10 protein-coding genes are annotated in these 14481 nt (G+C 58.7%); 4 read left to right on the forward strand and 6 right to left on the reverse strand.

Annotation, left to right across the window (positions count from 1 at the left end):
- The first annotated feature begins 399 nt into the window (after positions 1 to 399).
- Positions 400 to 2406: a sulfatase-like hydrolase/transferase gene (locus TBK1r_RS18460; RefSeq protein ID WP_419581498.1), complete on the forward strand. Its 2007-nt coding sequence runs from the start codon at positions 400 to 402 to the stop codon at positions 2404 to 2406.
- A gap of 33 nt (positions 2407 to 2439) precedes the next feature.
- Here TBK1r_RS18460 and TBK1r_RS18465 read toward each other — a convergent pair whose 3' ends face one another.
- Genes TBK1r_RS18465 through TBK1r_RS18480 form a run of 4 tightly spaced genes read right to left on the reverse strand, consistent with a single transcriptional unit; the run spans position 2440 to position 8061 of the window.
- The gene (locus tag TBK1r_RS18465) at positions 2440 to 3690 is read right to left on the reverse strand and encodes a Glu/Leu/Phe/Val family dehydrogenase (RefSeq protein ID WP_145213749.1); all 1251 of its coding nucleotides are present in this window, start codon (positions 3688 to 3690) and stop codon (positions 2440 to 2442) included.
- The gene (locus tag TBK1r_RS18470) at positions 3690 to 5639 is read right to left on the reverse strand and encodes a glucosamine-6-phosphate deaminase (RefSeq protein ID WP_145213752.1); all 1950 of its coding nucleotides are present in this window, start codon (positions 5637 to 5639) and stop codon (positions 3690 to 3692) included. The genes TBK1r_RS18465 and TBK1r_RS18470 overlap by 1 nt, the downstream gene beginning before the upstream one ends.
- 4 nt (positions 5640 to 5643) lie before the next feature.
- Positions 5644 to 6672 carry an ROK family protein gene (locus TBK1r_RS18475; RefSeq protein ID WP_145213755.1) on the reverse strand — a complete coding sequence of 343 codons (1029 nt, stop codon included), beginning with the start codon at positions 6670 to 6672 and terminating at the stop codon, positions 5644 to 5646.
- A gap of 60 nt (positions 6673 to 6732) precedes the next feature.
- Positions 6733 to 8061: a PQQ-binding-like beta-propeller repeat protein gene (locus TBK1r_RS18480; protein ID WP_145213758.1), complete on the reverse strand. Its 1329-nt coding sequence runs from the start codon at positions 8059 to 8061 to the stop codon at positions 6733 to 6735.
- Between the two features lie 327 nt (positions 8062 to 8388).
- Here TBK1r_RS18480 and TBK1r_RS18485 point away from each other — a divergent pair, with 327 nt between their 5' ends.
- The 3 genes from TBK1r_RS18485 to TBK1r_RS18495 all read left to right on the forward strand — a co-directional run bounded on the left by TBK1r_RS18485 (position 8389) and on the right by TBK1r_RS18495 (position 11231).
- Positions 8389 to 8886: a Crp/Fnr family transcriptional regulator gene (locus tag TBK1r_RS18485; RefSeq protein WP_145213763.1), complete on the forward strand. Its 498-nt coding sequence runs from the start codon at positions 8389 to 8391 to the stop codon at positions 8884 to 8886.
- A 102-nt stretch (positions 8887 to 8988) separates the two neighbouring features.
- Positions 8989 to 9603 (forward strand): Uma2 family endonuclease, encoded by a 615-nt coding sequence (locus TBK1r_RS18490; RefSeq protein WP_145213766.1) that lies wholly within the window; start codon positions 8989 to 8991, stop codon positions 9601 to 9603.
- A gap of 155 nt (positions 9604 to 9758) precedes the next feature.
- Positions 9759 to 11231 carry a sulfatase family protein gene (locus TBK1r_RS18495; protein WP_473772516.1) on the forward strand — a complete coding sequence of 491 codons (1473 nt, stop codon included), beginning with the start codon at positions 9759 to 9761 and terminating at the stop codon, positions 11229 to 11231.
- A 45-nt stretch (positions 11232 to 11276) separates the two neighbouring features.
- Here the strand turns inward: TBK1r_RS18495 and TBK1r_RS18500 are convergent, their stop codons facing one another.
- Positions 11277 to 12743 carry a DUF1501 domain-containing protein gene (locus TBK1r_RS18500; RefSeq protein WP_473772517.1) on the reverse strand — a complete coding sequence of 489 codons (1467 nt, stop codon included), beginning with the start codon at positions 12741 to 12743 and terminating at the stop codon, positions 11277 to 11279.
- Entirely contained in the window at positions 12740 to 14338 is a 1599-nt protein-coding gene (locus TBK1r_RS18505; protein WP_145213768.1) for a sialate O-acetylesterase family protein, read from the reverse strand. The genes TBK1r_RS18500 and TBK1r_RS18505 overlap by 4 nt, the downstream gene beginning before the upstream one ends.
- Positions 14339 to 14481: the final 143 nt, after the last annotated feature.

Here is a 14481-nt window from a genome sequence, read left to right on the forward strand (position 1 = left end):
GTCTTCTTCTTGGCGGCTTTGCGGCTTTGCGTGAGCACTCTGGACGGAGAAGCTGCAGGTCTCACGCAAAGGCGCCAAGCCGCAAAGGACGGCACCCGGACCAATCGTGGATGAAACTGGCAGCGTGCCGCGTTCCACTCCTTCCGGTCCTATTTCTTCGTCTTCTTCTTGGCGGCTTGGCGGCTTTGCGTGAGCCTTTCCCCTGTGATTTCGTACCGACCGGCACTAATTTCCGTTTCTGATTGTGGACGACACCCCGGCATCCGCTGCGCCTAGAATGGTTCCAGCGAAACCTTTCGAACTTGCCACCTTCTCGTCAATAGCATGCGATTCAGCCCCAACCCATCGGTGACGCGCGTCCTTGTTCCTCTCGTCGTGCTTTGTTCGGTTTCATCTGCGATGACCACGGATGCATCGGCTGAGGAGGCACGTCCCAACGTCGTGATGATCATCGTCGACGATTTGAACGACTTGCCGCTGGCCCCAGATGGCAAGCCGAGGATCAAGACCCCGAACATCGATCGAATCGCTCGACGCGGCGTCACGTTCACCAACGCCCATTGCAACGATCCGATTTGCGCCCCGTCGCGGGCCAGCATGCTGTTCGGGCTCTATCCGCAAACCAGCGGGCTGTACTGGTTCGAGAAATGGAAAGAAAACGGCGTGCTGAATCAATCCGTCTCACTCAATCGGCACCTGCAAAACCACGGCTACTCCGTGTTCGGCACCGGCAAGATTTACCACAGCGGTCAGTCCGATGGAGCGTTTGATCTGCGCGGTCCCAAGCCCGACGTCGGGCCTTGGCCGTGGGATGGGAAATCCAATCAAAGTCATCTTCCTCATCCGGCGATGATGTATCTGTACGACACCGATGGTGACATGGACTACAAGTGGGAACACCACTTCGGCCCACTGTCGATGGTCCCAGATTGGAAACCGGATCCCGCGGCGGGAATCCCTGGTTACAAGGGATGGCGGTTGGGCGGCAAACCGTTTCGTTACAACGGCGATGATGATCGAGACAAGTTGAGTGACGAATTGTGTGCCGAGTGGTCAACCGAAGTGATCGCGAGGCAACATGACCGACCCTTCGCGATCTTCACGGGATTGGTCCGGACACACACGCCGCTTTACGCACCACAGGAATACTTTGATCGTTTCCCGCTCGATTCGATCGAACTGCCCGAGACGATCGAAGATGACTTGGCTGACTGCGCGACCGCGTTGGCAGACAGATCACTCTATGGGTTCCGGCGTTACGACATGCTCGTACGTCATCAAGACCGGCAGCTTTACAAGCAATGGCTGCAAGCCTATTTGGCCTGCGTTTCCTTTGTCGATGATCAAGTCGGAAAAATTCTGGACGCCGTTGACGCCAGTCCCCAACGTGACAACACCATCGTGGTGTTCACCAGCGATCACGGATTTCACATGGGCGAAAAAGAATTCCTCTACAAACAAAGTCTGTGGGACGGCGCGACGCGAATTCCACTGATCATCGCCGGTGTCGACGGCATGCCCCAAGGCGTGACCTGCGACCGTCCCGTCTCATGGATCGATCTGTACCCGACGTTGAACGAACTGTGCGGACTGCCCCGAGAACCCAATGCCGCATCGGGCGGTTTCAAACTGGAAGGGCACAGCCTGGTTCCCCTGGTGATGTCGCCCGAAGGAGACTGGGACGGTCCCGATGTGGCGATCACAGCATTGCCGGGCAAAGACCACAGCCAACACGAACGACACGGGGGCACTTGGTTCCCGCATTTTTCGGTCCGCAGCAAACAGTATCGCTACTCGCTTTGCTCCAGCGGCGAAGAAGAACTCTACGATTTTGACACCGATCCCCGCGAGTGGAAAAACCTCGCCGGCGACCCGGCTTACGCTGCCATCAAAGCTTCACTGAAAGACCAGCTGATCGCGTTGCGTGATGGCCCGAATTGGAAGTCTCTCGATGACCTGCATCATTGGACCTACGGGGCGCAGAAAGGCGGCGTCGCATCCGAAGATGGGACGTTGACGTTCAGCGGTCATGCGTCGTCGTACCTGGCGACGATCGCAAAGTACAAAAACTTTGAATGGGAATTCGACGCGAAGTCGCCCGACGCGGGGCAGATGCGGGTCAGCTATCACGCCCGTGTGAGAGACAATCGTGTCGTGGGAACGGTCGCCAATGTTCCGCCCGCGGCATCCAATCTGGAAGGCATCGCCGTTCCCTTTGATCCGGGACAATGGAATCGTTATCGCATCCGCGTGGTCGATGGCCGCTGCCAGGTTTGGATCAACGGCAGGTTGCACAGCGATGTGGTTGATGATTCGAACGCCGGTGCCGGAGTGGTCGGGCTCGATTTCCCGGGATTGGCCGAACCGACGCTCAGCTTGCGCGACGTTCGGATCAGAACTTTGTGATCGCTCGCAAGCAGGAAGCTTACGCCACTTGTTTTAACGTGGCAGGTCTTTGGCTTCGGCATAGGGTCGTCGCGAAAGGGCGGCCTCGCCGACACGCTGGATCGCCAGAATGAACGCGGCGGTGCGCAGATCGACGTCACGCTTCTTGGCGACATCGGCAACGCACGCATAGGCCTTTCGCATGTGGTCGGTCAGTTCGTGTCGGATGCGTCCGAGTTCCCAGCGGAATTGTTGGATGTTCTGCGCCCACTCAAAATAGCTAACCGTCACGCCGCCGGCGTTGGCCAAAATATCGGGCACGACCAGAATGCCACGTCGCCGAAAGATCTCGTCGGCTTCGGGGGTGGTCGGCGAATTGGCGGCTTCGACGATGATGCTCGCCCGAACGTCTTCGGCATTGTCTTTGGTCAGCACGTCGCCGAGTGCGGCGGGGACCAGGACGTCGGCGTTCCAGGTCAATACTTCGGAGCTTTCGAACGCGTCGCCACCGGGAAATCTGGCGACGCTTCCATGCCGGGCGGTCCAGGCAACCAACTCGTCGATGTTGAGCCCCTCGGGGTTTGAAACGCCGCCGGCATGATCGCCGACGGCGACGATCTTGGCGCCCAGTTCCGCCATCGTCCGAGCCGCAAAACTGCCCACGTTGCCGAAGCCTTGAAAGGCAACCGTGACGTCCGTGATGGATTTTTTCTGTGAGCGCAGCACTTCTTCCAGCACGATCGTGACGCCGCGACCGGTCGCTTCTTCACGGCCTTCGGATCCGAACAGGTGCAACGGCTTGCCCGTCACGACCCCGGGAGAGAATCCGGCGTACTTGGAATACTCGTCCATGATCCAGCCCATGATTTTGGCGTTCGTGTTGACGTCCGGGGCGGGGATGTCGATGGTGGGCCCGATGACATCCTTGATTTGGCCGACGAAGGTGCGAGTGATTTCGTTCAGTTCGCGCTCGCTCAAATCACTCGGGTCACAATTGATCCCACCCTTGGCGCCGCCATAGGGAACATCAACGACCGCGGTTTTCCACGTCATCAAATTGGCCAGTGCCGTCGCTTCGTCTTCGTCGACCGAGGGGTGGTAGCGCAATCCGCCCTTCATCGGTCCGCGGACTCGACTGTGCTGCACCCGGTATCCCGTATGCTGGATCAGTTTTCCTTCGTCGCTCTCGGTGATCAGACCGACCTTGACGATCCGCAACGGGGTCAGCAGGATGTCCCGCACCCGGTCAGAAAGTCCCAGAACATTGGCGGCATGGCGAAAATAGGCCCGGCTCTCTTCTAGCATCAATTCGTCCCTCTGGAGTGATTCGCCCTGGCATAATCAAACCCTTTCCAGCGGACGAAGCCTTCGATGGCTTGGTACTGGGCCAGCCCCAGTCGGTCGTAGATCTGTGCCGTCTGGGCGTTGCGTGCTTCGGCGCGTTGCCAGAACTCTCTGGCGTCGGATCCTGGGAACAGGGCGCGGTCTTTTTGCGATTCGTGCTTGAAGATCGCGTCGCGTTTGCGATCGACTTCTTGGGGGCTCAGCGGCACCGCCATCTCAATCTCGTGGGGCGCCCACTCTTGCCAGGCACCGCGGTAAAGCCAGACGGCGGTCGACGCGAACCAGTCGTCGTGTCGGCATTCCGCACAGGCGGCAAAAATGATGTCCAGGCAGGTGCGGTGGGTTCCATGGGGATCACTCAAGTCGCCGGCGGCGTAGATCTGGTGGGGCTGCACGTGACGCAACAGATCGACGGTGATTTGAACGTCTCGTTCGCCGATCGGATTTTTGCGGACCGCACCGGTTTCGTAGAACGGCAAGTTCAAATAATGCAATCGTTCGTCGCGGACGCCGCAGACTCGCGCCCCGGCAGTCGCTTCACCGCGTCGAATCAGCCCTTTTAATCGCTGGACTTCATTGATATCGACGCTTCCAGATGCCTTGTCGCGGATGGCGTGAATCATCATCTCGGTCAGACGTTGGATGTCATCGCTATAGACCTCGAACTCGCGACAGAAATCGGCGGCGAATTCGGCAAACCTTAACGCATCGCCATCAAAGACGGCAAGGTTGCCCGAGGTCTGGTAGGCGACGTGGATTTCATGACCCTGAGTCGCCAAGCGTGTCAGCGTGCCTCCCATCGAAATAACGTCGTCGTCGGGGTGCGGCGAAAACAGAATGATCCGTTTGGGAAACACCGTATCGGGGCGGTCCGGTTTGCCGGCGGGCCAACCGGTGATCGTATTTTGCAGATGGCGGAAGACGCTGAGATTGATCTCATAGGCGGTTCCGTATTCGGCGAGCAGACCCTGCATCCCGTTGGCGTTGTAATCGGCGTCGGTCAACATCAGAATCGGCTTTTGGACCGATTGCGAAAGTGCGATCACGGCCCGTCGGACCATTACGTCATCCCAGCGGACGTCACCGACCAACCAGGGCGATCGGATTTCGATCAGATTCGCTGCGGCAGCGGAATCAAGAAAGAACTCGACGTCATCGTGTTGTTGCAGAAACGTCGCGGGGACCGCCGGAGCGATTTCGCCTTCGATCGCGCGGGCGACGATCGATGATTTGCCTTCACCGAAGGCGAGCAAGATAATCCGTCGGGCGTCCAGGATCGTGCCGACCCCCATCGTGATCGCACGCCGCGGCACATTTTCGACACCGAAAAAATTGCTGGCCGCGTCGATCCGGGTCATCGCATCAAGCGTGATCGGCCGCGTCCGTGAATCCGTCCCCGAACCGGGTTCGTTGAAACCGATGTGTCCGGTCCGACCGATGCCCAGAATCAACATGTCGATGCCGCCCAACTCGGCGATCTCGTTTTCGAACATCAGGCAGTATTCTGCCAATTCATCCTGCGGCGTGGTCCCGTCGGGAATGTGGATCTGATCGCGCGGCAGGTCGATGTGGTCGAACAGGTGTTCGTTCATGAACCGGACGTGACTCTGCAGCGACTCCGGCTCCATCGGCAAAAATTCATCGAGCACAAAGACAGCCACGTTGGAAAACGAGAGGCCTTGTTCGCGATGCATCCGCACCATGGCGGAGTACACATTGACGACGGTGGAACCAGTCGCCAACCCGAGCACGCAGGTGCGTCCCTCCGCGGCACGACTGCGAACGAGCGTCGCGATTTCGAGCGCCGCCGCTTCGCTGGCATCGCTCGCTTCGGGGAAGACTCGATACGGAATCGACGACGGCGCTGTCGCGGGTTGAAAGGGTTTGAGTCTTCGTTTGTCTTTTTTCATGGTGTCATTCGTTGCTGCAAGATGGATCGGCTTGATGTGTCAGTTGTCGTGCGTGCTGTGCCGCACCGAGCATTCCGGCGTCGTTACCGAGCGTGGCAAAATCGATTTTCAGGGTTTCTCCGGTCTGGACCAACGACAAACGCACCATTTCACTTCGGATCGTCCGCAAGAACGCTCTGCCGGTGCGAGTCTGGTTGCCGCCGAAGTTCACGGCACCGCCGAGCAACACGACGGCGGGATCGGCGATATGAGCGAGCATCGCGATCGCTCGCCCCAGATGCACGCCGGTCCTGCGAACGGTCTCCATCGCGATCGCATCGCCGCATTCGGCGGCGGCGGAAATGATTTCCGGCGTCAGTTCGTCCACCGCGCCCAGCGACGAGGGTTGGTCGGTCGCTTCGAGTTGTTCGAGTGCGGTTTTGACGATGCCCGCGGCACCGGCGTAAGCTTCCAAATGTCCCGCACGGCCGCAACCACACTGCCGGGCATCGGGACCATGCTCGATGGTGACGTGGCCGATTTCACCCCCGCAACCGTGACTGCCATTGATCGCGCGGCCGGCCACAATGATCCCACCGCCGATGCCGGTCCCCAGCGTCAAGAAAGAAAGCGAGTCGGTGCGATGCTCTCCGAAGCTGGATTCACCCAGTGCCGCGGCATTGGCATCATTGATCACGGCGACAGGCTTTTGAAAGACGCGCGCCAATTCTTGATGAAAACCGATACCGTGCCAGGCGTGCAGGTTTGCCGTTTCCATCAACGTGGCCGTCGCTTCGTCGATCACCCCGGCCATGGCCAATCCGACCGATTCCAACGCATCAAACGTAGCGCCGTGCCGGTGCAACGCCGCGACCGAAAACTCGCGGGCCCGGCGAAACACATCGGAGGGTTCGTCGCAATGCGCCGTGGAGATCTGGTCGCGGGCGACAAGCTCCTCCCCACGCAACAGTCCTAATTTGACCGAAGTGCCACCCAGGTCGATGCCCATGACGAACGACGGCGATTCGCTGGTACAGTAGTTGGTTGGTTTCATGTTCGGATAAAAACGTCGTCGCAATCAGTCGTCACGTTCAAGCTCACCCTTTCGATTCATTCAGTCTGCAATGCAAAACAGATGGTTCTCTCCGCGGATGAACAACTCATCGCCGCACGGAACCGGGGTTGCATCAACCGTTTCACCGACCGAATTGGATGAGACGATTTGTAGCGTTGCCGAATCCTTGATCACGACTGTGGTGCCACTTCGTCCGGTCAAGTAGACGTGCCCGCCGGCGGCCATCGGCGACGCATAGGTATTGCTGATTCCGGGCAACCGGACGGCATCGTAGTAGGGTTTGCCGGTCTTGGCGTCCAGGCAACTCAGGTTGCCGGATTTGCCTTTGTGGAAATACAGCCGGCCGTCGCTGAGTAAAGGGGATGCGATGTCGGGAGTGTTTCGGTTAACCGTCCACACCACACGGTCGGTGCCTTCGATGTCGCCTTGTCCGTCAGGCCGAAACGCGCCGAGGAACGATCCTTGGAAGCCGCTACCGACAAACACCAATCCGTCGTCGGCCACCGCCGATGCGACCGGTCGAGCCGTTTGGCCGCCGCAGCGCCAGAGTTCTTGACCGGTTTCAAGGTCATAACTGCGGGCAGAGTTTTGACCGTTCATGATGATCTGTTTTTTTCCGGCGACGTCGATCACCAAGGGCGTAGCCCAGCAAGACGGTTCATCGCGATCCGTCTTCCAAATCGTTTCACCGGTCAATTTGTCCAGCGCGTAGATTGCCGAATCGCCCTCATGGTCCCACGGCACAATGATCATCTTGCCATGAAGTGTCGGTGAGCTGCCTTCACCAAATCCGTTGCGTGTGATCATCTTTCCAAAGTCATCGCGTTTCCATTTCAACTGGCCTTCCATCGTGTAGCAATACAGGCCACGCGAGCCGAAGTGCGCATACACATGTTTGCCATCGGTGCAGGGCGATGCCGACGCGAATCCGTTGGTCGAATGGGTTTCCTGGTGCGGGACGGCGGTGACCGCGGTTTGTTTCCAAAGTTGCTGACCGGATTGCCGGTCGAAACAGAGCACTTGAAAGTCCAGTTTCGGCAGCGCCGGAGCCCTGCCACGTTGAAACTGATTGCGATTCTGCGGGGTTCGTGGCGGTGGCGCCGTCCCTGGACCCACGTCGACGGCGGTGACCACAAACACGCGGTCTTCCCAAATCACCGGCGACCCGGAACCGCGGCCCGGAATCGGCACCTTCCATTTCACGTTCTCCGTTTCGGACCATCGGGTCGGCGGATTGCCGCTGGCGGCCGCACCGTTGCCGGTCGGACCGCGCCAATGAGCCCAATTGTCTGCGATAACGCTCTCCGCGGACGTAACCAACGTCATCGCGGTGACCAGGACGCTGATCCGGCAAAAACTGCGAAGCATGAGACGTGATTTCTGAAGGAGGAAATGTAATGGGAGGGGGGCCGCCTTTGAGCCGGACGATTCCGACTCGGCCACATTGTAACTCGTCGGCCCGGATCGAGTATGTCGGCATGGGGGTCCCGACGGCCGAGCGTTGGCAGGAAACGCAGTTTCCAAGGGCCAGATGACCGGGGCGTCCCGCTGCACTCGCCGAACACCCCTGAACTCGCCGAATACCGCCGACGCAAAATCTTTGACACTGCGTCACGGATGCGACATCTTGGGGGGTACCGGACGCGGCCCGAGAAAGATTTCTGTCCGTTGACTTCGGCAATAAAGGGTCTTGGCATGTTAATCGATCAAACGGAACTCATCCAACAAACTCCGGTGTGCGGGGGCCTGCGTCAGGAGACGCTGCGATTGATTTTGAGTCAATCCGAAGAGCAAGAGGTGCCCGCAGGTGAGTTCTTTTTCCGCGAAGGAGACGCGGGAGACTGCTTGTACGTGATCCGATCCGGAACGGCGATCGTCCAGCGGACCTGGCAGGGCAAAGCGATTGTCTTGGCGCGGGTTCAGCCCGGCGACTGTTTCGGCGAAATGTCGTTGATCGATTTACAACGCCGCTTCGCCGGCGTCAAAGCGGAAACCGATTGCAGCGTGATTCGAGTTCCCTACACGGCACTGATGAAACTGTGTCAGGTCGATATGGAACAGTACGCGATGGTGATGATGAATTTGGGTCGCGAGGTCAGTCGTCGACTGCGGATCGCCGGCGAGCGACTGTTTCGTTACCAGCAAGAACTCGGCCAGCAATGGTTTGACGAGGAATTGGTATTCGATGCTTGATCAAAAGCGTTTTCGTTACTCTCCCTCAGGTGACTCTGAAAACTGCACGACCCGCGATGACGGAGAGTACAATACGCGCAAATCAACTCAACGGATCAGAACATGAGTCGCACCACCACGCATGGCGAACAGCGTGTCCTGCTGCGATCGATCTCGTGGCAGACCTACGAAACGTTGGCCGATAACCCAGATCGAGCCGGCAGACTGATGACCTATGACCAAGGATTGCTCGAAATCATGTCGCCATCGATGGCTCACGAATCAGACAAATCGCTGCTGGGGCGTCTGGTTGAAATGTACAGTCTGGTCAGAGGAATCGATCTCGCATCGTCGGCGTCGACCGCCTTCAAACGCCCCGATCTGAAACGAGGCTTCGAGGCAGACGAATCATATTACATCCAAAACGAGAAACTCGTGCGTGGCAAACGAGAAATCGATTTGGCGTTCGACCCTCCGCCTGATCTGGTCATCGAGATCGAGATGACTCGCTCAGCAATTAACAAGCTGGCTCTGTTAGCGAGCATCGGAGTGCCCGAGGTATGGCGATACGACGGGGAAACACTTTGGCTCGGACGACTTACCGACGACGATTACCAGCCGATTGCCGCCAGTGAAGTCTTAGACGAATTTCCTGTCGGCGACGCGGTCGCGACACTCAAATCAGTGGGGTCGGCGAGCGAAACCGAATTGATTCGCCGGTTCGTTGAGAAGCTGTAGTCGAACCTCAACGGTTTGCTCCCAGTCGCCGGACAAGTCGTGTCGCTGCTGCTCGACTCCCAGACACTCATCTGCGCGAACCGGCTGATCGTCATCCCGTTGCGCATCCCCTTCAAATCCCCCTCCACCCCCAGCCGTTCCCACGGAGAGAACTCTTGACCCGCCGCAACGCCCTCCTGTTCGTCACCTTGGCCAGTCTATTCGTCTTCGTGCGACCGGGGATCAGCGCCGAGCTCCCCGAACGGCCGAACTTCATCGTCGTCTTCTGTGACAATCTGGGCTACGGCGACATTGAACCGTTCGGTTCAACGCTGCACCGGACGCCGCACTTGAATCGCATGGCGACACAGGGGCGAAAGTTCACGCACTTCTGTGTGACCGCCGGCGTCTGCACCCCCTCGCGCGCCAGCCTGATCACCGGCTGCTACTCCCAACGCGTCGGCATGCACCGCAATCCCCGCGACGGACATGTGCTTCGCCCGATCTCGCCGTATGGACTGAACCCCGACGAAATCACGATTGCCGAAACACTGAAAGAACAGGGGTATGCGACGGCGATCATCGGCAAATGGCACCTGGGCGACCAGCCCGAATTCTTGCCGACACGTCAGGGATTCGACTTCTTTTTCGGTGTCCCCTACAGCGATGACATGACGCAAACGGTCGGCCAGCGACTGGGCGATCGGCTGGACGGAAAACATTGGCCGCCACTGCCATTGATGGAAAACGAAGTCGTCGTCGAAGCCCCCTGTGACCGAAACGGACTGACCAAGCGGTACACCGAACGGGCGATGCAGTGGATCCAGGAGCACCGGGAGGAACCGTTCTTTCTGTATTTTCCCCAAGCGATGCCGGGCAGCACCAAGACGCCGTTTTCCAGTGAAGCCTTTCGGGGAAAAAGCAAGAACGGACCCTGGGGCGACTCCATCGAAGAACTCGACTGGTCGATCGGTCAAATGATGGACCAATTGATCGAGTTGGGACTGGCCAGCAAGACGCTTGTGATCTGGACGAGCGACAATGGTGCGCCGATCAATCGAGACTTAAACGATCTCTCACGCGGATCCAATCGCCCCCTGCACGGCCGTGGTTACACGACCAGCGAAGGCGCCTTTCGAGTCCCGACGTTGATGTGGCAACCGGGCCACGTGCAGGCGGGAACCGTCTGCGACGAACTCGTCTCGACGATGGATTTGTTGCCGACGTTCACCAAGCTGGCCGGCGGCGAACTGCCGCAAGATCGCACGATCGACGGCCACAACATCGCCCCCTTGATCTACAGCCAGCCGGACGCAACGTCTCCGTACGAAGCGTTTTACTATTATCATCAGGATCAATTGCAAGCAGTTCGTTCGGGACCCTGGAAACTATTCCTGCCGATCGATCCCTCCGCCGGTCATCCCCATCTCAGAAAAAATGCCCCGCCGCAAACCCTGCTGTTCCATCTGTACGACGACGTTTCGTGTCGACACAACGTTGCCGCCGAGCATCCCGATGTCGTTGGCCGACTGATGCGACTGGCCGAAGCGGCACGTGAAGACCTGGGTGACAAGGGCCGTCCGGGCAAAGGACAGCGAACGATCGGAAAAATCGATGGCGTGCCGGAGCCACAGACCATGACCCGCTAGATATTCGGTGGGATCGGATTCAGCAACCGTCACACACCAACACCTTTAGACCAAAATCTCCTTGATCACCTGGCCGTAATCTTGCTCCAGACGCTTGTGCCCGGGCACATTCAATCGGTGAGAATGCAAGCCCAACTGATGCAACAACGTCGCATGGACATCGGTCACATAGTGCGGATGCTCCACGGCATGGAAACCGATTTCATCGGTCGCGCCGTGCACGATGCCGCCCTTGAGTCCACCACCGGCCATCAAGACACTGAAACCGTACGGATGGTGATCGCGGCCGTCGGAGTTCTGTGACCCCGGTGTGCGTCCGAATTCCGTCGCGAACACGACCAGCGTCTCGTCCAGCATGCCCCGCTGCTTGAGATCCTGGATCAAGCCCGCGACCGGGCGATCGACCTGCATCGCCAATTTGGAATGATTGGCTTTCAGTTTCGAGTGCTGGTCCCAAGCCCCCGCGGCGCCATCGCCATGCATGATTTGGATGAATCGAACACCCTGTTCGGCGAAACGACGCGCCGCGAGTAATTGCTCGCCAAACGGACGCGTTTCTTTCTGATCGAACCCGTACAGTTTCTTGGTGGCTTCGGTCTCGGTGTCAAACCGAATCACTTCCGGGACGGCCGTTTGCATGCGGTAGGCCAATTCATAGGACTTGATCCTCGCTTCCAGCTCTGGGTCGTGCGGATACTGCTCGGCCGTCAAGTGATTCAAGCGACGCACCAAGTCAAATCCGAGACGCTGCTGGCCGGCCGAAACGTTTCCTTCGGGGCTCGCATAGTCGAGAGGATTGTTCGGGTCCACTTTCAATGCGACGCTGTCGTAAGCCGGCCCCAAATAGTGTCCGTCGCGTTTGTCAAAAAAACGCGGTCCCATGCCGATGAATTGGGGCAGATTTTCGTTGAGTGTCCCCAGCCCATAGTTGACCCAGGCGCCGATCGTCGGCACACGAGGATCGAGCATATGTCGCCCCGAGTGAAACTGCACTTGGGCACCATGGTTGTCATCGGTCGTCCACATCGATCGGATCACGGCCAGGTCATCGACACAGGCTCCCAGATGCGGGAACCAGTCGCTGATTTCGATTCCGCTTTGACCATACTTTTGATAGCCGACTTGCAACGGATAGATCTTATTGCGTTGCTGGCCGTTGGCATCATTGACGACGACGACCCGAACCCGTTTCAGTTTCTCCGGATCTTGAACATCGGCAAACGGAGTCTCGTTGATCGTTTTCCCGGCGTACTTGGTGAGCGCCGGTTTGGGATCGAAACTTTCCATGTGGCTGACACCGCCACGCATGAACAGCCAGATGACGCTTTTCGCTTTGGGGGCAAAGTGCGGCAAACCGTCTGGAGGCGACCACGCCGGGCCGGCTGACGAACTACCCGGCGAGCTACCCGGCGCGGCGGCGTAACCGTCGCGGCGGAGCATCGCGTTGAGTGCCAGGCTGCCAAAACCGAGGCCACCACAGAGCATCGATCGACGATTGATGGTGCTGTTCACTTGCTCGCCTTTTGCGCTGACTGTCGCCCTGCAGAGGTGACATCGTCCCAGTCATCGCTGCGGAACACCGACGCGGGCAAGCCTTCGCTGTTGACCAGGTTCGCACCTTCGGGATTGGACGCCCAGGCGTAGCGCACGGCGACCGGTGCGGGAACGTCGGCGCTGCTGACCAGCACGCTGTCTTTGCCAACGGTCTTGGCATCGGCCCAATGCCATTGCTGATCCTTGCCGGCGATTTCAAACCGTTTCAACGCTTCGCCGTCTCGCGATTTCAGCCCCTCGCCGGCTTGATCGAAAGTCACACGAATCGCGTTGCCTTCGATTTTGCTGTCGCGATACAGCGGCCCCGAGAAGACGATGTCACGGCCGTAGTCTTTGGCCAATGCCCAGCGGGCCAATCGCTCGCCCGGATCTTTCTTGTTCTTGGGATGGATGTCGTTGGCCGCGCCGACGTCATTGATGATTGCCATCCCTGTCTTGGGCGTGGTGTCCAAGATCAACCGCATTCGATCCTGGAGCAACGCCCAAGGATCCGGGGTTCCGGGCTCGGTCGAGGGGCCTCGGAAATTTGCCAGTTGGACAAAGTAAAACGAAAAGTCATCGTTCCAGCGTTGTCGCCAATCACGGATCATCAGCGGCAGCGTTTGATCGTAAGGGACCGCGCCCGGTTTCGCGTTGGCTTCGCCCTGATACCAGATCGCTCCACGCATCGCGTAGCCGACGAAGGGATGAATCATGGCGTTGAAGAGCACGCCGGGTTTTCCTTCGGTGTTCAAAGGACGCTTGGGCGGTATCGGTTTTCGCGGCGCGCGAGCACGCTGCTCGTTGGGTCGATTGCGGCGTTCCGCCGCGTCGGCTTGCCACCGGTCCAGTCGCGCCTGGTAGGCGACCTTGGCTTTCTCGGGATCATAGGCCTTGTCAGCCTCGATCGCCGCGTCGACCAACCGCTTCGTACCGGGCAACGTCTCGAGTGCCTCGCGACTGGTAAACGTCTCGACGGGTTTGCCACCCCACGCTGATTTGATCACCCCGACCGGCACGCCGAGTTCCTGGTGCAGCTTTCTGGCGAAGAAGAACGCGACCGCCGAGTAGCTCGCCAGGGTATCGGGCGAACAAACACTCCACTGTCCGGCAATGTCGTCTTGGGGCTCGACCGCAGTCGTCGTGGCGGCATTGAACATCCGGATCGCCGGCAGGTCGGATTCGGCCAGCGCGGTGTCGTAGCTTGCCGCCCCACGCATCGTGAATGCCATGTTCGATTGCCCCGACGCAAACCAGACCTCGCCGATCAACACGTCGTCGATCTTGATCGTCTCGCTGCCACTGCGAATGGTCAGTGTCGATCCCAAACCGTCCGCGTTGCCGGTCTGGATGCCGACCCGCCATTTTCCATCCGCACTCGCTTTAGTCGTCGCGGTCTTTCCCTTGAGTTCCAACACCACTTCGGCGTCTGGAGTGGCGGTGCCCCAAATCGGTGCCGATCGCTCACGCTGAAGCACCATGTGGTCACTGAAGAAGTGGGGAACCGAGAGCTCGGCAAACGCCACAGCCGGGCAGACCAGCCCGAGCGCAAGAAACAGAAGGAAACGTTGCATGATTCAGTGGAGTGTGGGCGGAATAAAGTGGCGTACGCTTCCAGCTTGCGATCTTCACCGTAACACAAGCTGGAAGCTTACCTGTCGTTGTAACGCAAGCTGGAAGCTTCCCTGCTGTTTTAACGCAAGCTGGAAGCTTACGC

This window comes from Stieleria magnilauensis, from assembly GCA_007753675.1.
Classification (GTDB): Bacteria; Planctomycetota; Planctomycetia; order Pirellulales; family Pirellulaceae; genus Stieleria; species Stieleria magnilauensis.

Coding starts and splice junctions, on each gene's coding strand:
- TBK1r_RS18460 (WP_419581498.1), top strand. CDS start 400: ATGACCACGGATGCATCGGCTGAGGAGGCACGTCCCAACGTCGTGATG.
- TBK1r_RS18470 (WP_145213752.1), bottom strand. CDS start 5,639: ATGAAAAAAGACAAACGAAGACTCAAACCCTTTCAACCCGCGACAGCG.
- TBK1r_RS18485 (WP_145213763.1), top strand. CDS start 8,389: ATGTTAATCGATCAAACGGAACTCATCCAACAAACTCCGGTGTGCGGG.
- TBK1r_RS18465 (WP_145213749.1), bottom strand. CDS start 3,690: ATGCTAGAAGAGAGCCGGGCCTATTTTCGCCATGCCGCCAATGTTCTG.
- TBK1r_RS18480 (WP_145213758.1), bottom strand. CDS start 8,061: ATGCTTCGCAGTTTTTGCCGGATCAGCGTCCTGGTCACCGCGATGACG.
- TBK1r_RS18475 (WP_145213755.1), bottom strand. CDS start 6,672: ATGAAACCAACCAACTACTGTACCAGCGAATCGCCGTCGTTCGTCATG.
- TBK1r_RS18505 (WP_145213768.1), bottom strand. CDS start 14,338: ATGCAACGTTTCCTTCTGTTTCTTGCGCTCGGGCTGGTCTGCCCGGCT.
- TBK1r_RS18490 (WP_145213766.1), top strand. CDS start 8,989: ATGAGTCGCACCACCACGCATGGCGAACAGCGTGTCCTGCTGCGATCG.